Source organism: Micromonospora sp. NPDC048040 (assembly GCF_055587185.1).
The window spans coordinates 207,959-224,803 of the sequence record NZ_JBVJGT010000002.1; the positions used below are offsets into that span (position 1 = coordinate 207,959).

Genomic DNA, 16,845 nt, shown 5'->3' on the forward strand with positions numbered 1-16,845 from the left:
CACACTACTGCGCATTGCGAAGTAGTGTCAAAGGAACGCGCCGCGCGGCGGGTCAGGCCGCGCGGCGCGCCGCCTCCTCCGCGATCCGCAGCAGATCCCGGAGTACGTGCACCAGCGCGCGAGCCTGCGCCAGGTCGATCGGCCAGCGCTCCGGATCGTCGCCGGCCGACAACTCCAGCAGGACGCCGGCCGGAGCCAGCCGCCCGACGTCCATCTGCCAGAGCGCGGCACGCACCTGGATCACCTCGTCGCCGCGCGGCGCGACCGGCCGCAGGCGGGACAGGTGCAGCGCGCTGGTCCCGCAGCCGCTCTCGGGCACGCACCACGTCGGATGGAGGCGTCGGATCGTCACGTCATCGCCCCTCGTCGGGTTGTGAGGGCACTGTGGGCCCCGGGTCGCCCCCATCATCGTGACCACCCGACTACGGTCGGAAGTCACGCGGCGGGCACCGGTCGGCGGTGGCCCGCCCGGCCCGACATGTGAAGCCCGGTGAGCGAGGTGTGATGACCAGACCCCAACTGTCGACGCTGGATCTCCTGGCCGGCGAGCTGCGGCGGCTGCGCACCGAGCGCGGGCTGAGCCAGGAGGAACTGGCCCGGCGGATCAACTACTCCGGCTCGCTCGTCGGGATGGTGGAGATCGGCCGGCGTACGCCCTCGCTCGACTTCGTCCGGCGCGCGGACGAGGCGCTGGACAGCGGCGGCCTGCTCGGACGGATCCTGCCGCTGGTCAGCGTGGAGACCGCGCCGGCCTGGTTCCGGCCCTGGGTGGCCGTCGAGCAGGAGGCGGCCACGCTGTGGTGGTTCGAGATCTCCGTCCTGCCCGGCCTCCTCCAGACCGAGGGCTACGCCCGCGCGGTCCTCGCCGGCGGCGGGCTTCACTGCCCGGAACAGATCGAGCAGCGGGTGACCGCCCGACTCCAGCGGCAGCAGATCCTCGACCGCGCCCAGCCACCGCAACTGGTCGCGGTCATCGACGAGGGCATCCTGCGCCGGCCGGTGGTCGACCAGTTCGGGGTGATGCGCGAACAGCTTGAGCTTCTGATCGCGCTGGCGGCGCGTCCGCACGTCCACCTGCATGTCGTTCCGACCGAGGTGGGCGTCTACCCGGGCCTTGCCGGGCCGTTCATCCTGGCCGGGTACGCCGACGGAGGCTGGGTGGCGCATCTCGACAGCCCGCTGCGCGCCCAGGTACTGGACCGCGCCGAGGAGATTGCCAGCCTGCACCGCAGGTGGGAAAGTGTCCGCTCAGAGGCGCTGCCCCGGCGGCAGTCGCTGACCCTGATGCAGGAAGTGGCGAAGACATGGAGCTGACCGGCGCCCGGTGGCGCAAGTCCACCCGCAGCGACAACGGCGGCGCCTCGTGCGTGGAGGTCGCCGACAACCTGCCCGGCGTGGTGCTGGTCCGCGACAGCAAGGACCGCTCCGGCCCCGTGCTCACCTTCGACCCGACCGCCTGGTCCCACTTCGTCGCCGGCGTCGCAGGGCGTCACCCGCGCTAACGGGGTGGAACGCGGCGCGGCTCCTCGCCCATGCGCCGACAACCATGACCGCATGGATAGGTCACCTGGGTCCGATCACCGGTCAGCTGGTGGACGCCACGGGCGTGGCCTACCTCTGACCGACCGTTCGCCGGTCAGCGGCCAGGGCGGGTGGCGACCATCGCGTCGTGCAGTTCCTCGGAAGTGGGGACGGGGGGCAGTGCGGATGCGAAGCCCTCCGGATGGCAGGCGTCGAGCAGTAGCGCCACCAGGCGCCGCCACGCCCCCGGCGCCGACTGCCGGGTGGAGCGCAGCACGCCGGCGTTGGCCATCAGGAACAGCATGACGTCGGCGCCCGTCACGTCGGAGCGCAGCTGGCCCTCCTGCTGGGCGCGCCGGATCAGGGCATCCAGTGCGCCCAGCGCCCGGCTCCGGGGTTCCTCCATGCCGGGCGAGTTGGGGAAACAGGCGGTGAAGCCTTCGGTCACCGCTCGGTCGGCGGCCTGCATCGCACACACCCGCTCGACGAAGTCGCGAAAGGCGGCCCCGGGCTCGGGTGCCCGAACGGCCTGCTCGGCGAGGTCGGCCAGCTCGTTCAGCCGATCGGTCAGTACCGCCTCGATCAGTGACTCCCGCTTCGGGAAGTGCCGGTAGAGGGTGGCGATGTTGACCTCGGCCCGCCGGGCCACGTCCTCGAGCGGTGCCTCCAGCCCGCGCTCGCCGAACACGGCACGGGCTGCCGCCACGACGCGTCCCCGGTTGAGTTCGGCGTCCCTCCGCAGCCCCTTACCAGATCTCATGACCCAATCCTACGAAGTGAAGGGTGCCCTGCGCTTCTGGTACGGTTAGCGCACCGCTTAACCGCAGGGCTCCCTTCGTTTTTGGAGAGTTACGTTGAAGATCGTTCTCTGGGTCGCCCAGGGCCTCCTCGCCGTCCTGTTCGCCGGGGCGGGCGGCATGAAGGTCGTCATGGCCAAGGACTCGCTCGTCCCGTTGATGCCGTGGGTGGTCGACTTCTCTTCCGGAATGGTGAAGGTGATCGGCGTCCTGGAGGTGCTCGGCGCGGTCGGGCTGATCCTTCCCGCCCTCACCCTGATCGCGCCTGTGCTCACTCCGATCGCCGCCACCGGTCTCGCCGTTGTCATGCTCGGCGGCGGGATCGTGCACATCGGCCGGGGAGAATACCCCCACAGCATCGGCAATCTGGTGGTGCTCGCGTTGGCGGTGTTGGTCGCCTGGGGCAGGTTCGGCCCCTACGCCCTCGCTGCCCGGAACTGGGGGTAGCCGGCGGCCGGTAGGCGAGGCCCAGCCGCCGACGCTTGTCGGCACGACAGGATGACTGCCCCCGCATGGGCCGGCTACAGGCCATCAACGAGTGGCTGTGACCGACTTCGACACAGCCCTGGTCGTACCGGATCCGCGCTCTACTGCCAGGTGGCGGTGTCGGGGTCGATGCCGTGGACGCGTGCACTGGCGTCGACGCTCTGCCGGAACCACGTGGCAAGGCCGGCGCGGATGCCGTCGTAGTGGGCGGCGAACCCCGGATCGGCCTCGAACATGCGGCCGAGGCAGACCTGCATCTGCCGGGTGAGGGGAAAGTACGACGTGAAAACCTCACGGTGCCGCTCGACGAGTTGATTCGCTTCGGGGCTGCCAGGGGCGACACCGGCGTCCATCGCGTCGCCGAGGGCACGGTCGAGGTCAGCGACGGCGTCGGCGATGGCCTGCCATTCCTCCGGGTTGCGAGAGGCTGAGCGTTCGGCGTACTGCTGCCATTGCGTCGTGTCTCCGTAGCGCTGACGGGCTTGGGCGGGCCAGTCCGTGTTCCACTCGGGGCCGAAGATCGCGGCCTGCTGCTCGACGGTCAGCAGCAGGCCGCGCTCGTGGGCGTCGATCATCCGATCCAGGCCGGTGCTGAGCTGCTGGAGGCGGTCGATCCGTTGGGCCACCTGGGTGCGCTGCGCGCGCAGTGCGCCGGGCACGTCCACGGTCGCGTCGTCCAGGATGGCCCGAATCCCGTCCAGATCGAGGCCGATCTCCCGGTAGACGACGATGCGGTACAGGCGTTGCAGATCAGCGGCGGTGTAGAGCCGGTATCCGGCAGTCGTGCGCAGCGACGGTCGCGCCAGACCGATGTCGTCCCAGTGGTGCAGCGCGCGGACTGTCACGCCCAGACGCGTCGAGACCTGACCGACGGTCAACCCATCGACGTCAGTGGCATCAGGCATGCTCCTCAGTGTCGCCGCGACCGCCGCCCGGTGGGGTGATCCCCATGGCTTCAAGGTTCCGCGCCTCCTGACTGGCCGGATCAAAGGGCTTCGCCGCAGTGAAGACGATCCGCGCGTTCTCGGGGGTGACCACTTCCACGTCGCGGGTGTTCCAGGGGGTGTCCCGTGGGCCGTCGACCGAGTCCGGGCTCAACGCCCGACATGCCTCGACAAGGGAATCGATCTGGTTGAGCACGCACGCGAAACTGACGCTCATCGCTGGCGCCTGCTCCGGAACGCTCGCCGCCGAGACGAGGAGCACGTCCTGGAACGCCCACCGGCGCAGGTGCACGAGCGTGCCGGGGATGCTGAACAGCTCGAAGAACCCGAGCCCACGAGTCCAGAAGTCCACCGACGCCGCCAGATCGCTCGTGGGGATCGACGCGAACGCGGGCATTCCGTAGATGCCCCGGTACAGGTCCGGCGCAACCGCATCCGGGCCGGGATCGGGCACGGGACTAATTTCGAAAGCGTCGTAGTGATCACTCATGCACCCCACCCTCCGGCCTTACGCGGCGTGAGGGTCAAGCCGGATTCGTGGACCGGGTCTCCACGCATGGATCAGACATAGAGCTTGCGGAGTTCTCGGGCGATGTCGGAGACCTCGGTCATCGCGCCGCTGGCCACCGACATCACGAGAGCTTCGGCCTGGTCGACGTCGACATCCCGGATCGGGACCTCGTTGAGGGCCAGGAAGACGCGCGCCGCCGCCCAGGCGAGACGCTTGTTCCCGTCGATCAGCGCGTGGTTCATGCAGATCGAGTGCAGCAGCGCGGCGGCCTTGCCCCACAGTTCGGGATACGCCTCCTGGCCGAACGCAACCGTGGCGGGCCGCACCACCGCGGAGGAGAGCAGGCCGGGATCACGCACCTGCGGTGCCTCGCCGAGGACGATCGAGGCGATCTCCATCAGGTCGTCGACGTCCAGGTAGTTGATCACTCGGCAAGTCGCCGCAGCAGCTCGGCGTCACGGTCCGCGACCTCGCGGGCAAGACCCTGTACGCGGGCGCGACGGCTGCGAGCAGCCACGTACTCCTCCACCGCCACGACGATGGTGGCGTTCATCGACCTGTGCTCCTGCTCGGCGAGAGCCTTCAGCCGCTCGTGCAGACCGTCGGGGAGATTGACCGTGGTGACCATATGTAAATCATACCGCTGCTGACCAGCGGATTCCGGGTCGCGCGACCTCAGGCCAGCGACCAGGCGATGCCGTCGAGGATGTCGTGCTCGGAGGCGACCACCGAGGCCATCCCGGCCCGCTCCATGATCACCCGGAGCACCAGGGCGCCGGCGCCGATCACGTCCGCCCGGCCCGGGTGCATCACCGGGATCGCGAGCCGCTGTTCCCGGGTCTTGCCGAGCAGGTCGGCCGTCACGTCGGCCACCGCCTCGTACGACACCCGGGCGTGGTGGATGCGGCCCGGGTCGTACTCCTGGAGGCCCTGGGCGATGGCGACCACGGTGGTGACCGACCCGGCGAGCCCGACCAGGGTGGCGGCCTGCCGGCCCGGCACAGCCGCCAGCGCCCGGTCGACCGCGACGGCGATGTCGGCCTGCGCAGCGGCGACCTCGGCCATGCCCGGCGGGTCGCCGTGCAGGTGCCGCTCGGTCATCCGGACGCAGCCGATGTCCATCGAGATGGCCGCCTCGACGCCGCCGGCACGGGTGCCCACGACGAACTCGGTCGAGCCGCCGCCGATGTCGATGACCAGGAACGGCTCCTCGGTGCCGGCGGGCAGCCCGCGCACCGCACCGGTGAAGGAGAGCCGCGCCTCCTCGTCACCCGTCACCACCTCGGGCGCGACCCCGAGGGTCCGCTCGACCATCTCCCGGAAGTCGGCGGCGTTGGAGGCGTCCCGGGACGCCGACGTGGCGCACATCCGGACCCGCTCCGCGCCGAGCTTCTCGATCTCGGCCGCGTAGGAGGCCAGCGCGACGCGGGTGCGCTCGATGGCCTCCGGGGCCAGCCGGCCCGTCTTGTCGACACCCTGGCCGAGGCGGACGATCTCCATCCGCCGGCTCAGGTCGACCAGCGGCGCGTCCGGGCCCGCCGAGGGATCGGGCAGGTCGGCGACCAGCAGTCGGATCGAGTTGGTCCCGCAGTCGATGGCGGCCACGCGCGTCGTCACGGCAGCAACCCTACGTCAGCCTCTCCCGTGCCCGGCGGGTTGTCGTCGTGCCGACGGTTCGGCGGCGAGCACCGTCGCCCGCCTGCGCCGGTGGCCCCGCGCGGCATCCTGGCTGCCGACCCGCCAGGTCGCGTACGCATGGATGTCGTCGGCATGTCGGCGGAACAGCTCGGTCACCCGCTCTTCACGGCCTTGCATGACACCTCCGCAGATCGCCCTGTCGCGGATACTTGTCGGCGTCAGCGCCACGGATTACAGGGGACGGTGCCGAAAACTCCGGAGACCGCCCGCGACAGTGCCCTCCGGCCGCCGTTGCAGTCGACGCCGGCCGCCGTGACCCGGCACCGGCGGCCCGGCGACCGGTGGGCCGGCGACCGGTGGGCCGGTACGGGGCGTCGACGTGTCAGCCCGGTGGTCCGTCGCCCGGCGCGAGCCCTGCGGCGACCGCGGGGCGGCGAGGTCAGGTGCGGCCGGCCGGCGGGACGTCGTCCCGGCCGAGCAGCCCGGCGCCGAGCGACGTCAGCTTGTGCAGCACCGCCCCACCCTCCCGGACGCTGCTGACCAGGCCGGCCGCCCGCAGCGCCGCCGCGTGCTCGGAGGCCGAGGAGAGGCTGATCCCGACCGCCCGGCCGAGCGCGGTGGTGGTGTGCCGGCCCGGCCCGGCGAGCCCGCGCAGCACCGCCGCCCGGGTGCCCCCGAGCAGGCGACCGAGCGGGTCGGAGGCGCTCGCCTCGACCCGGCGGGGCAGCGGCGCGGGATACACGACCAGCACCGGCCGGTCCGGTTCCACCAGCACCCGGGGGTGCGGGCCGGCCAGCGGCGAGGGCAGCAGGATGAGGCCGTGGCCGGTGCCGGGGAGCGTCGCGCTCCACCAGGTCCGCACCGTCAGCGTCGGCGCCTCCCACCGGATCGCCGGGTGCAACGCGTTCAGCAGGCCGTCCAGCCCGTGCGTGGCGAGGTGACCGGTCGCCCCCGCCACCTGGTGCCGGTGCGCGTCCGCCAGGTCGGCCCAGTGCGGCCGGAGCACCCCGTCGTGCCAGGTGCCCAGCGCCCGGCCAAAGAGGCTCATCGTCTCCCGGTCGGCCTCGGCGAACCGCCGGCGCAGCGGCGACCCGGCCAGGTCGGCGTACGCGGCGGCGACCTCGGCTCGGATGCGCCGGGCGGGGGTGGCCCGGATCGCCTCCAGACCGGCGGCCACCGACTCCAGGCCGTCGAACGGGGTGAGGAAGTCCGGGAGCCGCCCACGGGCGGGCAGCAGGTGCCGCAGCACGGCGGCGGCGGCTCGGACCCGGCCCGTCGCCGCCGCCGCGCCCGCCGCGGGGCCGGGCGCCATCCGGGCGGTGTCGGGGTCGTGCAGCGCCTGACAGGCCAGCAGGGCCGTGCCGACGGGATGCAGGCGATCGGCGAAGCGGACCCGACACAGGTCCGCCGGCCCCAGGCGGAGGCGCAGCATGCCAGCAGACTGCCTGCCTTCGGCCAGGACCGAAAGGGTTGACCCGCCGACCGCGCGGAATCCAGTGTGGACATCGGCCACGGGAGGGGGCGGGGCGTGCGACGGACGTTGGCAGTGCTGACGGGGCTGGTGCTCATCACGGTCGCCACGGCGTGCGGCGGCGGGGGTCGGGAGCGGCTCGGGGCGACCCCGGCCACGTCGCCTTCAGGGGCCGTCGAGCGCCCCGCCGCCGGTGACCACCGGCTGAACCTGCCGCACGACGGGGTTGACCGCCGCTACCTCCTGCACGCCCCGCCCGGCTACGACCCGGCCCGGCCCACCGCGCTGGTGATCGCCCTGCACTTCTATCCCGGCAGCGGCGCCGGCGTGCGCGAGACGACCGGGCTGGACGCGGTGGCCGACCGGGAGAACTTCCTGGTCGCGTACCCGGACGGACGGAGCGCCGGCTTCAACGCGCTGATCTGCTGCGGGACGGCCGACGACGTCGGGTTCCTCAAGGCCCTCACCGCGCACCTGGTGCGGACGTGGCGGGCCGACCCGGACCGGATCTACCTGACCGGGATCTCCAACGGCGGCGACATGAGTTTCCGGGCCGCCGTCGAGGTCGACGGGGTCTTCGCGGCGATCGGCGTGGTCAGCGGTGGCTACATCGGCCACCGGACGACTTCCGAGGACTACCTACCTGAGCATCCGGTGTCAGTGATCACGTTCATCGGCGGGCAGGACCGCTACGCCGACGCCTTCACCGAGGGCGTCCGGACCTGGCAGCGGCGGCTCGGCTGCAAACCGGCATCGGGTCGGCCACCGGCGGGGGCGGCGGGCATCACCCGCGCTGACGCGCGGTGCGCCGACGGCAGCGACGTCACCGTCTACACGCTGCCGGACATGGGGCACTCGTGGCCCGGCGCGCCGGCCGGCCAACTCGCCGACCCCGACGCGGGCCTCGTCGCCACCGAGCTGATCTGGGACTTCTTCGCCGCCCACCCGCGCCGCGCCTGAGAGCGGCGGTTCAGAGGCGCAGCAGCATCCGGGTGTTGCCGAGGGTGTTCGGCTTGACCCGCTCCAGGTCCAGGAACTCGGCGACGCCCTCGTCGTAGGAGCGCAGCAACTGCTCGTAGACGGGCTGCGGCACCGGCGCGCCGTCGATCTCGGTGAACCCGAACGAGCCGAAGAACCGGGTCTCGAAGGTGAGCACGAAGATCCGGGCCACGCCCAGCTCGCGGGCGGCGTCGATCAGCTCCGCGACGATCCGGTGGCCGAGTTTCCGGCCCCGGCAGGACGGGTCGACCGCCACCGTCCGGATCTCGGCCAGGTCCTCCCACATCACGTGCAGCGCGCCGCAGCCGACCACCGCGCCGTCGTCCGCCCGGACCGCGACCCGGAACTCCTGCACGTCCTCGTAGAGGGTGACGGTGGCCTTGCTGAGCAGCCGCCGGTCGTCGGTGTAGGTGTCGACCAGCCGCCGGATGCCGCGCACGTCGGAGGTGCGGGCCCGCCGCACCACGATCTCGTCGGCCCCCGCCACGCCCCCGCCCGCGTCCGCCATGGTCAGTCGGCCGCCGGCACGTCCACGCAGGGGCCGGCCGCCCACCACTTCTCCACCAACTCCAGCGTCTCGTCGCCGAACGGGTTGACCCCCGGCCCGGCCCCCAGCGCGTGCCCGAGGTGCACGTGCAGGCACTTCACCCGGCCGGGCATGCCGCCGGCGGAGATGCCGGCGATCTCCGGGACGTCGCCGATCGCCTCCCGGCGGGCCAGGTAGTCCTCGTGCGCGGCGCGGTAGCGCGCGGCCAGCTCCGGGTCGGTGGCCAGCCGGTCGGCCATCTCCTTCATCAGCCCGGCCGACTCCAGCCGGCTGCACGCCGCCGTGGCGCGGGGGCAGGTCAGGTAGAACAGCGTCGGGAAGGGCGTGCCGTCGGCCAGGCGCGGCGTCGTCTCCACCACGTCGGGCAGGCCGCAGGGGCAGCGGTGGGCGACCGCCCGGGTGCCCCGGGGCGGGCGGCCGAGCTGCGCGGCCACCGCGGCCAGGTCGGCCTCCGTGGCCGGTTCGCGCTTCGGCGGGGGTACGGAGTCCGCCGCCGGCTCCTGCGGTGGTACGACAGTCACGGTGCCCATCTCTCGTTCGGTGCTCGGGTGCTGCTCACTTGTCGGGCTGGTCGCCGTTGGCGGCCCGCACGCTGGACCAGAGGGTGTCATACCAGGGGTCGGGCGTGGCGGGCTTCGCCGGCTGGGCGGGCCCGCCGGCGTCCCGCGCGGCGCCCTCGGGGTCGGAGAGCACGACCAGCAGCGTCTCGTCGGGGCGGACCATGAAGAACCGCTCCCGGGCCTTCGTCTCGATGTACGCCGGGTCCTGCCACTTGGCCGCCTCGGCGGAGAGTCCCTCGATCACCTCGCGCTGGGCCGCCTGGGCGGCCTCCATCCGCTCGATGTCGGTCTGCTGGTCGAGGTAGACCCGCACCGGGTAGGTGTAGGCCAGGGCGAGCGCGATCAGCACCGCGAACAGCACAGTGGCCCGCCCGGTGAGGCCCCGGGAGTGGGGTGCGGTGAGCCGCTTGACCGTGCCGCCGGCCGCCGCACGACGGGCCCCGGCGGGCCGGTTCGCGGAGCGTACGCCCTCGGCGCCCCGGGCCGTCCCCGGTGCGCGACCGGCGGTGGCACGCGGCTCGGCGCGGACGCCGCCGTCGCGGACCGAGGCCCGGGCGCCCCGGGCCCCGCCCGGCCGGCCGGAGTGACCCGGCCGGCGGGCGGGACGCTGACCACCCGGTGTGCGGCGCTGCTGCATCGTCACACCCCTCCCCCGAGGCTTCGCGGTCTCAGGCCGAACGGTAGCGCGGGAACGCGCCCGCCCCGGCGTACCGCGCCGCGTCGGCCAGCTCCTCCTCGATCCGCAGGAGCTGGTTGTACTTCGCGACCCGGTCCGAGCGGGCCGGGGCACCGGTCTTGATCTGGCCGCAGCCGGTGGCCACCGCCAGGTCGGCGATGGTGGTGTCCTCGGTCTCGCCGGAGCGGTGGCTCATCATGCACTTGAAGCCGGCCCGGTGGGCGAGTTCCACCGCGTCCAGGGTCTCGGTCAGCGAACCGATCTGGTTGACCTTGACCAGGACCGCGTTGGCGGCGTTCTCGGCGATGCCGCGGGCGATCCGCTGCGGGTTGGTGACGAACAGGTCGTCGCCCACGATCTGGATGCGGTCGCCGACGGAGGCGGTGAGGGTCTGCCACCCGGTCCAGTCGTCCTCGGACAGCGGGTCCTCGATCGACACGATCGGGTAGTCGCCGATGAGCTTGGTGTAGTAGTTGCTCATCTCCTCGGCGGTCTTCGCGGCGCCCTCGAAGGTGTAGGTGCCGTTGTCGAAGAACTCGGTGGCGGCCACGTCGAGCGCGAAGACGATGTCGGTGCCGAGCCGGTAGCCGGCCTTCTCGACCGCCTCGGCGATCAGGTCCAGCGCGGCGGAGTTGGTGGGCAGGTTCGGCGCGAAGCCGCCCTCGTCGCCGAGGCCGGTGGACAGGTCCTTCTTCTTCAGCACCGACTTCAGCGCGTGGTAGACCTCCGCGCCGGAGCGCAGCGCCTCGCGGAAGCTGGGCGCGCCGATCGGCGCGATCATGAACTCCTGGATGTCGACGTTGGAGTCCGCGTGCGCGCCGCCGTTGAGGATGTTCATCATCGGCACCGGCAGCAGGTGCGCGTTCGGGCCGCCCAGGTAGCGGAAGAGGCTCAGCTCCGCGCTGCCGGCCGCCGCCTTGGCCACGGCCAGGGAGACGCCGAGGATGGCGTTCGCGCCCAGCTCGGACTTGCTGTCGGTGCCGTCGATGTCGAGCATCTTCTGGTCGATCAGCCGCTGCTCGCTGGCCTCGTAGCCGATGAGCTCGTCGACGATCTTGTCCTCGATGTTCGAGACCGCCTTCTCGACACCCTTGCCCTGGTAGCGGTCGGCGTCACCGTCGCGCAGCTCGATCGCTTCGAAGGCGCCGGTGGAGGCGCCGGAGGGCACCGCCGCGCGGGCGATCGTGCCGTCGTCGAGCCCGACCTCGACCTCGACGGTCGGGTTGCCCCGCGAGTCCAGAATCTCCCGCGCGACGATTCCCTCGATGGTTGCCACTGAGTCGCTCCTCGTTTGTGTGGTTCCGGTCCGGTTCGGGCCGCGACGGTGCGGCTGAGGCAGGTGTTGAACGCAGCGTATCGGGCGGCCGTCGGACGCGGGCGGTCCGGGCGCACGGGGACCGGATCCCGAACCTCCCCTCCGGCGACGCTTTACGCAGACATTCCCGAATTCTCGGGCCTCAACCGGCAACGGGTTTGCGCGCGGTTGACCCGATCGGCCACGCTGTTCGCCATGCCCGCCGCCTCGACCACTCTCCGCATGCTCGCCGTGTCGGTCATCGCGTCGCTCACGGTGACCGGCTGTCAGACCCTGGACGACGCCGGCCGGGCGATCGGGCGGGCCGACCTGGTCAACGACATGGCCGCCCGGCTGGACGGGGCGCTGGAGCTGACGTACTCGGCCGACTACCAACTTCCCGGCGGGCAGACCGCCACCATCGTCCAGGCCCAGGAGCCGGCCCGCTCCGCCTACACCTGGCCGGGCGGCAAGCTCACCGTCACCCCGGAGGCGACCGCCCGCTGCGAGACCGCCGCCGGCCGCGCCACCTGCACCCTGGAGGCCCCGCCCGCGCCCAACGCGAAGCCCTCGGTGGCCCTGTTCACCGAGGCCAAGCAGCAGGGCCTGGTCACGCCGCCGATCGTGGTGGGGCTGCTGACCGCCGCCGCGCTCGATCCGGACGCGGTGATCACGCAGAGCGACACCACCCTCGCCGGTCGCCACGCCACCTGCGTCGACGTGGAGCGGTCGAGCGGCGACTTCATCGCCTGCGTGACGACCGAGGGGGCGCTGGGCAGCTTCACCGGCCAGGTCGACGGCAAGCCGGTCGAGCTGGCCCTGCACCACTACCGCGAGACGGTCGACGCCACCGCGTTCGCCCTGCCCTCCGGCGCCGGCGTGGTGGACCGCCGGTCGACCACCTCGTGACCGGCCCGGCCGGCCCGGGCGCCGCCGCCCCGAACCCGGCCGGCACGGCCGCCACCCCGTCCGGTGCGGCCGGTGGGCACGCGGCGTCGGGTCGCGGACGACCGGGCGGGTTCGTCCCCGGGGCCGACCGCTCCGTCGCGCCCGCGCCGACCGACCTGGCCCTGCCGGTGGCCGGGCGCAAGCTGCTGACCGGCGCAGACGGCACCGTCCTGCGGATCGCCGACCTGCCGGCCGACACCGCGTGGGTGCCGCTGGGCACCCTGGACGGCGTCCCCGCCTGGGCGGCCGAGCCGACCGGGCAGGAGGAGCTGACCGGCCGCTGGCGCGGCTGGGCGTCACTCGCCGCCGAGGCGCCCGAGCCGCTCGCCACGCTGGCCGGCCGGGCGCTGACGGTGGTCGACTGGCGGCGTACGCACCGGTGGTGCGGGGCCTGCCGGGCCGAACTGGCCGACGTGCCCGGGGAGTCGGCCCGGCGCTGCCCCGACTGTGACCTGTACGTGCCGATGCGGTTCTCCGCCGCCGTGCTGGTGGCGGTCACCCGCCCCGGCCCGGTGGATCGCCCCGACGAGCTGCTGCTGGTGCGGCACTCGTCCGGGCCGACCGGGCTGTGGGCGCTCGTGGCCGGGTTCGTCGAGGCCGGCGAGACGCTGGAAGCGGCCGCCCGTCGCGAGGTCGGCGAGGAGGTCGGGCTGGAGCTGACCGAGCCGGCCTACTTCGGCAGCCAGCCGTGGGCGCTGTCCGGCCCGAGCGTGCTGCTCGCCGGCTTCACCGCCACCGCCGCCGACCCCACCGCCGAGCCGGTGGTGGACGGGCGGGAGCTGACCCAGGCGCGCTGGTTCCCGCTCGACCGGCTGCCGGCGGAGCTGCCGCCCGCGTACTCCATCTCGCGGTGGCTGATCGACGCGACGGCGACCGCCGCGCGGCGCTGAACCCGCGCGGCGGCCGGCCGCGCTCACACGCCGAGCAGGGTGCGCAGGTGGCGCGGGGGCGGGCAGTCGTGGGCGAGCATCGCGTCGTGCCAGTCGCGCACCGACACGCCGGCCGGGCGGGCCGCGGCGATCTCGGCCACCTCGCTGTAGCCGACGAAGTACGTCGAGAGCTGCGTCGAGGTGAGCAGCGCGCGCCGCCACTTGCCGGCCGCCTCGCCCTCCTCCTGGAAGCCCCGCCCCGTCATCAGCGCCATCGCCTCCGCCTCCGGCAGCTCCTCGCAGTGCACGAGCTGGTCCAGCAGCGCGTTGATGGTCATCCTGAGCTGCATCTTGAGCTGCTGCAACCGCACCGGCAGGCCGCCGAAGCCGAGGCCGGCCATCAGCTCCTCCGTGTAGACCGCCCAGCCCTCGATGAACGGCCCCGACTCGGTCAGTGCCCGGACCCGGGTGGGCCCGACGTGCCGGCGGGCGTGGGCGAGCTGGAGGAAGTGCCCCGGCATCGCCTCGTGCACGGTCAGGTTGCGGATCATGTGGTCGTTGTACTCCCGGTAGAACGACTCGACCCGGTGCGCGGGCCAGTCCGCCGGGGTGGGCGCGATGCAGTAGAAGGTCGGCACGGCCGCCGTCTCCAGCGGGCCGGGCGAGTCGCAGTAGGCGACCGCGACGCCCCGGGCGAACTCGGGCATCTCCTGGATCACGCAGGGGTCGTCGACCAGGGTGACCAGGTCGTGGGCGCGGACGAAGTCGGTCGCCTCGTCCAGCGTCACCGAGGCGAGCGCCACGATGGTGTGGTCGTCGGGGTGCTCGGCGGCCAGCATGTCCAGCGCGCGGCGCACGGTCTCGTCGTCGGCCGGGCCGCCGACCAGCTCGACGGCCGCCGCGCGGATCTCCTCGGTGACCCGGTCCAGGTTGGCCCAGGCCCGGCGCTGGATCTCGGCGGCGCCCAGCTCGGTGTCGAGGGTGTGCCAGAGCCGCGCCTCCCAGCGGCGACGGCCCAGGCGCGGGTCACGCCCGGGGCCGGCGTCGGCCGCCAGGCCCACGCGCAGCCACGCGACGAACTCCTCGAGCGCGGCGATCGCCGCGATGGCGGCCGGCTCGACCCGGTCGTGCAGCGCGGGCGCCTGCGCGAGCAGCGCCGGCACCTCGTCGCGGATCAGCGCCGCCGTGCCGGTGAACTGCCCGACCGCCGTCTCGGCGTGGATGCGCGGCATGTCGCGCAGCGTGGCGCGGGCGGTCGCCAGCGCGTCCGGCACCGCCGCGAGCCGACCGGCCAGGCTGGTCAGCCGCTCCTCGACCGGGGCGTACGGGCGGGCGGCCAGCGCGTGCAGCAGCGGCCCCGGATTGTGTACCAGCGGGTCCCACTCGTGCGCGCGGATCTCGGTCCACTCGAACAGCGCCTGGTCCACGAACGAGGTGAGCAGGGCGTGGTCGACCCGCTCCTCGACGCCCAGCGCGTCCGGGTCGAGTTCGGAGAGCGCGTCGGCGGCCTCCCTCAGCATCGCCTGGTCGGCCACGGCGGCGGTCGCGGACAGGTCCGGCAGCCGGTCGTCGTACCGGTGGTCCCCGGTGGAGGTCGCGAGCCCCGGCCGGCTCTCCAGCAACGCGTCGACGATCCGCTCGGCGAGCGGCACAAAGGATTCCACCCGCCGACCCTACCGGCCGGCCCCGGCTTCCCCCGCCCCTCGCGTCGGGTCGGCCCGGCCGTCCCCGGGTCGATCATGGTGGGCCGGACCACCCCGCCAACTTCATGATCGACTCGGTCTGGCGGCGGGGGTCAGGAGCGTTCGGCGGCGCGGATCGCGTCCGCGTAGGCGAGGGCGGCTCGGCGCAGGGCCGCCTCCGCGTCCAGGCCGGCCTCGCGGGCCGCTGCCACCGTGGCGAGCAGGCCCGCGCCGAGCCGCGCCTCCGGGTCCACCTGGGACTCCGCCAGCGGGGGCGGCACGGCGAGCCCGACCCGGCCGGCGCGGTCGAGGATCTTGGCGGCCAGGGCGAGCGCGGGCTGGCTCAGCGCGATGCCGTCCAGCACCGATTCACGCGCCTTCTCGGCCCGCTTGATCCGCTCCCAACTCGCCTCGATCTCCTCCAGCGTGCCCGCCTCGCCCTCCGCGAAGACGTGCGGGTTGCGCCGGACCATCTTGTCGACCAGGCCCCCGGCCACGTCGTCGACGGTCCACCGCCGCCCCTCGGGCAACTCCTCGGCGAGCCGGGCGTGCAGCACCACCTGGAGCAGCACGTCGCCCAACTCCTCGCGCAGCGCGTCGGTGTCCTCGGCGCTGATCGCGTCGTACGCCTCGTAGCACTCCTCCAGCAGGAAGCCCGCGAGGCTGCGGTGGGTCTGCGCCCGCTTCCACGGGTCGCCGCCCGGCGAGGCCAGCCGGTCCATCACCGCCACCGCGTCGAGCAGCCGGGCACCCGGCGGGTCCCACGAGCCGTACATCAGCTCCAGCTCGGCCAGCCCCGGCTCGCGGGCCAGCCGCAGGCCCAGCTCCCGGGCCAGCGACTCGTCGCCGGCCGGGCCGGCCAGCCACACCACCGTGCCGTGCGCCGCCGCCGCGTCCAGCAGCGCCTGCGTCGCCGGACCGTCGACGACGGTCACCTCGGCGCCCGCCGCGCGGACCGCCGTGGTCAGCTCGCTCTCCGCCCCCACCAGCACCGGATGCCGGCGTACGACGTCCCAGGCGGCCGCGGTCAGCAGCCCGGCCGGCAGCCGGGGCGAGGTGACGAGCAGGACGATCCGCGCCGGCATGCTCAGCTGTCGGCCGGGCCGCTCGACGGGACCGGTTCCGGAGTCGAGACATCGGTGACCGGGCCGTCCTCGTCGATGTACGGGAGCGAGTAGGCGATCAGGGCCTGGCCGTTGCCGACCAGCGACGGCACGCCCAGCGGCCGGAACCGCGGGTTGACCGAGAGGTCGGCGCGCTCGGCCTCCTCCTGCAGGGCCGCGCTGACCGCGGCGCCACTGCGGACGAACCCACCGTCACCGAAGAGCTGCCGGACCTGGGCGACCCCCAGGCCGGAGTCGATCTGGCCGGTCTTCTCCAGCGCCCGGTAGACGGCCATCACCGAGTCGTCGCTCAGCTCGCCCGGCGGTAGCTGCTCCCCGAGCGCCTGGGAGATGTCGATCCACTCGCCCCACAGCTTCGCGTACTCGGCGCCGGCCGGCATCCGCAGCGGCTGCTGGAGATCCTCGGGGCTGACCTGGTCGCGCACGCTGATGTTCTTCGCGGCCACGACCCGCTTGCCCAGGTCGATGCTGACCAGCAGGTTGACGACGTCCTGCCGGGTCACCGGCGAACGCAGCTGGTCCGGCGACGGGGTGGCGCCGGCCCGGCTGGCCTCCGCGCGGACCGCGTCGCCGAACATCCGCTGGGCGTCGGCGTAGATCTCGTCCACCCGGCTCATCGAGTAGGTGGTGTCACCGACGTACGCGGCGACGTCCGGCGCGGACCTACCGCAGGCGGCGAGGGAGACGAGACCGAGGGCCGCGACGCTGGCGGCGGCGATCAGACGGCGAGCACGCATGTTCGCCACTCTCTCATGCCGAACCGGCGCCTGTGACGCCC

At 73.4% G+C, this 16,845-nt stretch carries 22 protein-coding genes; 6 read left to right on the top strand and 16 right to left on the bottom strand.

Going from position 1 to position 16,845, the window contains the following annotated elements; genetic code table 11:
- Positions 1-52 precede the first annotated feature (52 nt).
- Positions 53-352 carry a hypothetical protein gene (locus ACZ6O2_RS03220; RefSeq protein ID WP_350703354.1) on the bottom strand — a complete coding sequence of 100 codons (300 nt, stop codon included), beginning with the start codon at positions 350-352 and terminating at the stop codon, positions 53-55.
- Positions 353-504: 152 nt separating this feature from the next.
- Here ACZ6O2_RS03220 and ACZ6O2_RS03225 point away from each other — a divergent pair, with 152 nt between their 5' ends.
- Together ACZ6O2_RS03225 and ACZ6O2_RS03230 are read left to right on the top strand one after the other, a co-directional pair.
- The gene (locus ACZ6O2_RS03225) at positions 505-1,314 is read left to right on the top strand and encodes a helix-turn-helix domain-containing protein (RefSeq protein ID WP_466021841.1); all 810 of its coding nucleotides are present in this window, start codon (positions 505-507) and stop codon (positions 1,312-1,314) included.
- On the top strand, positions 1,305-1,502 hold the full coding sequence (locus tag ACZ6O2_RS03230; RefSeq protein ID WP_466021842.1) for a DUF397 domain-containing protein: 198 nt from the start codon (positions 1,305-1,307) through the stop codon (positions 1,500-1,502). Before ACZ6O2_RS03225 ends, ACZ6O2_RS03230 begins: the two co-directional genes overlap by 10 nt.
- 134 nt (positions 1,503-1,636) lie before the next feature.
- Here the strand turns inward: ACZ6O2_RS03230 and ACZ6O2_RS03235 are convergent, their stop codons facing one another.
- A complete protein-coding gene (locus tag ACZ6O2_RS03235; RefSeq protein ID WP_466021843.1) occupies positions 1,637-2,281 on the bottom strand; it encodes a TetR/AcrR family transcriptional regulator in 645 nt (214 codons plus the stop codon).
- 94 nt (positions 2,282-2,375) lie between these two features.
- On the opposite strand from ACZ6O2_RS03235, the gene ACZ6O2_RS03240 reads away from it, so the two are divergent.
- Positions 2,376-2,765 (top strand): DoxX family protein, encoded by a 390-nt coding sequence (locus ACZ6O2_RS03240; protein ID WP_466021844.1) that lies wholly within the window; start codon positions 2,376-2,378, stop codon positions 2,763-2,765.
- A gap of 140 nt (positions 2,766-2,905) precedes the next feature.
- Here ACZ6O2_RS03240 and ACZ6O2_RS03245 read toward each other — a convergent pair whose 3' ends face one another.
- From ACZ6O2_RS03245 to ACZ6O2_RS03275, 7 genes are all read right to left on the bottom strand, one after another.
- A complete protein-coding gene (locus ACZ6O2_RS03245; RefSeq protein ID WP_466021845.1) occupies positions 2,906-3,709 on the bottom strand; it encodes a MerR family transcriptional regulator in 804 nt (267 codons plus the stop codon).
- On the bottom strand, positions 3,702-4,238 hold the full coding sequence (locus ACZ6O2_RS03250; protein WP_466021846.1) for a VOC family protein: 537 nt from the start codon (positions 4,236-4,238) through the stop codon (positions 3,702-3,704). Before ACZ6O2_RS03250 ends, ACZ6O2_RS03245 begins: the two co-directional genes overlap by 8 nt.
- 71 nt (positions 4,239-4,309) lie before the next feature.
- Positions 4,310-4,687, bottom strand: coding sequence for a type II toxin-antitoxin system death-on-curing family toxin (locus ACZ6O2_RS03255; RefSeq protein WP_357458241.1), 378 nt, complete (start codon positions 4,685-4,687; stop codon positions 4,310-4,312).
- Entirely contained in the window at positions 4,684-4,887 is a 204-nt protein-coding gene (locus ACZ6O2_RS03260) for a FitA-like ribbon-helix-helix domain-containing protein (RefSeq protein ID WP_350703367.1), read from the bottom strand. The genes ACZ6O2_RS03255 and ACZ6O2_RS03260 overlap by 4 nt, the downstream gene beginning before the upstream one ends.
- 47 nt (positions 4,888-4,934) lie before the next feature.
- Complete coding sequence (locus ACZ6O2_RS03265) at positions 4,935-5,864, bottom strand: Ppx/GppA phosphatase family protein (RefSeq protein ID WP_350703561.1); 930 nt, start codon at positions 5,862-5,864, stop codon at positions 4,935-4,937.
- Positions 5,865-5,891: 27 nt separating this feature from the next.
- The gene (locus tag ACZ6O2_RS03270; RefSeq protein ID WP_466021847.1) at positions 5,892-6,074 is read right to left on the bottom strand and encodes a hypothetical protein; all 183 of its coding nucleotides are present in this window, start codon (positions 6,072-6,074) and stop codon (positions 5,892-5,894) included.
- A gap of 262 nt (positions 6,075-6,336) precedes the next feature.
- Positions 6,337-7,329: an ArsR/SmtB family transcription factor gene (locus tag ACZ6O2_RS03275; protein ID WP_466021848.1), complete on the bottom strand. Its 993-nt coding sequence runs from the start codon at positions 7,327-7,329 to the stop codon at positions 6,337-6,339.
- 96 nt (positions 7,330-7,425) lie between these two features.
- Between ACZ6O2_RS03275 and ACZ6O2_RS03280 the strand changes: the two genes are divergently transcribed.
- Complete coding sequence (locus ACZ6O2_RS03280) at positions 7,426-8,328, top strand: CE1 family esterase (RefSeq protein WP_466021849.1); 903 nt, start codon at positions 7,426-7,428, stop codon at positions 8,326-8,328.
- Positions 8,329-8,338: 10 nt separating this feature from the next.
- Here the strand turns inward: ACZ6O2_RS03280 and ACZ6O2_RS03285 are convergent, their stop codons facing one another.
- The 4 genes from ACZ6O2_RS03285 to eno are packed head-to-tail and all read right to left on the bottom strand — an operon-like array spanning position 8,339 to position 11,426.
- The gene (locus ACZ6O2_RS03285; protein ID WP_350703562.1) at positions 8,339-8,875 is read right to left on the bottom strand and encodes an amino-acid N-acetyltransferase; all 537 of its coding nucleotides are present in this window, start codon (positions 8,873-8,875) and stop codon (positions 8,339-8,341) included.
- A 2-nt stretch (positions 8,876-8,877) separates the two neighbouring features.
- Positions 8,878-9,435, bottom strand: a complete 558-nt coding sequence (locus ACZ6O2_RS03290) for a DUF501 domain-containing protein (RefSeq protein ID WP_466021850.1) — start codon at positions 9,433-9,435, stop codon at positions 8,878-8,880.
- A 34-nt stretch (positions 9,436-9,469) separates the two neighbouring features.
- The gene (locus ACZ6O2_RS03295; RefSeq protein WP_466021983.1) at positions 9,470-10,111 is read right to left on the bottom strand and encodes an FtsB family cell division protein; all 642 of its coding nucleotides are present in this window, start codon (positions 10,109-10,111) and stop codon (positions 9,470-9,472) included.
- A 31-nt stretch (positions 10,112-10,142) separates the two neighbouring features.
- Positions 10,143-11,426: a phosphopyruvate hydratase gene (eno, locus tag ACZ6O2_RS03300; protein ID WP_466021851.1), complete on the bottom strand. Its 1,284-nt coding sequence runs from the start codon at positions 11,424-11,426 to the stop codon at positions 10,143-10,145.
- A 234-nt stretch (positions 11,427-11,660) separates the two neighbouring features.
- On the opposite strand from eno, the gene ACZ6O2_RS03305 reads away from it, so the two are divergent.
- Together ACZ6O2_RS03305 and ACZ6O2_RS03310 are read left to right on the top strand one after the other, a co-directional pair.
- A complete protein-coding gene (locus tag ACZ6O2_RS03305; protein ID WP_350703375.1) occupies positions 11,661-12,353 on the top strand; it encodes a hypothetical protein in 693 nt (230 codons plus the stop codon).
- Positions 12,350-13,282, top strand: coding sequence for an NAD(+) diphosphatase (locus tag ACZ6O2_RS03310; RefSeq protein WP_466021852.1), 933 nt, complete (start codon positions 12,350-12,352; stop codon positions 13,280-13,282). The genes ACZ6O2_RS03305 and ACZ6O2_RS03310 overlap by 4 nt, the downstream gene beginning before the upstream one ends.
- 23 nt (positions 13,283-13,305) lie before the next feature.
- On the opposite strand, the gene ACZ6O2_RS03315 is transcribed toward ACZ6O2_RS03310, so the two are convergent.
- The 3 genes from ACZ6O2_RS03315 to ACZ6O2_RS03325 all read right to left on the bottom strand — a co-directional run bounded on the left by ACZ6O2_RS03315 (position 13,306) and on the right by ACZ6O2_RS03325 (position 16,804).
- On the bottom strand, positions 13,306-14,925 hold the full coding sequence (locus tag ACZ6O2_RS03315) for a DUF885 domain-containing protein (protein WP_466021853.1): 1,620 nt from the start codon (positions 14,923-14,925) through the stop codon (positions 13,306-13,308).
- A gap of 131 nt (positions 14,926-15,056) precedes the next feature.
- The gene (locus ACZ6O2_RS03320) at positions 15,057-16,028 is read right to left on the bottom strand and encodes a nucleoside triphosphate pyrophosphohydrolase (RefSeq protein WP_466021854.1); all 972 of its coding nucleotides are present in this window, start codon (positions 16,026-16,028) and stop codon (positions 15,057-15,059) included.
- A 2-nt stretch (positions 16,029-16,030) separates the two neighbouring features.
- Positions 16,031-16,804, bottom strand: coding sequence for a hypothetical protein (locus ACZ6O2_RS03325; RefSeq protein WP_350703382.1), 774 nt, complete (start codon positions 16,802-16,804; stop codon positions 16,031-16,033).
- Positions 16,805-16,845: the final 41 nt, after the last annotated feature.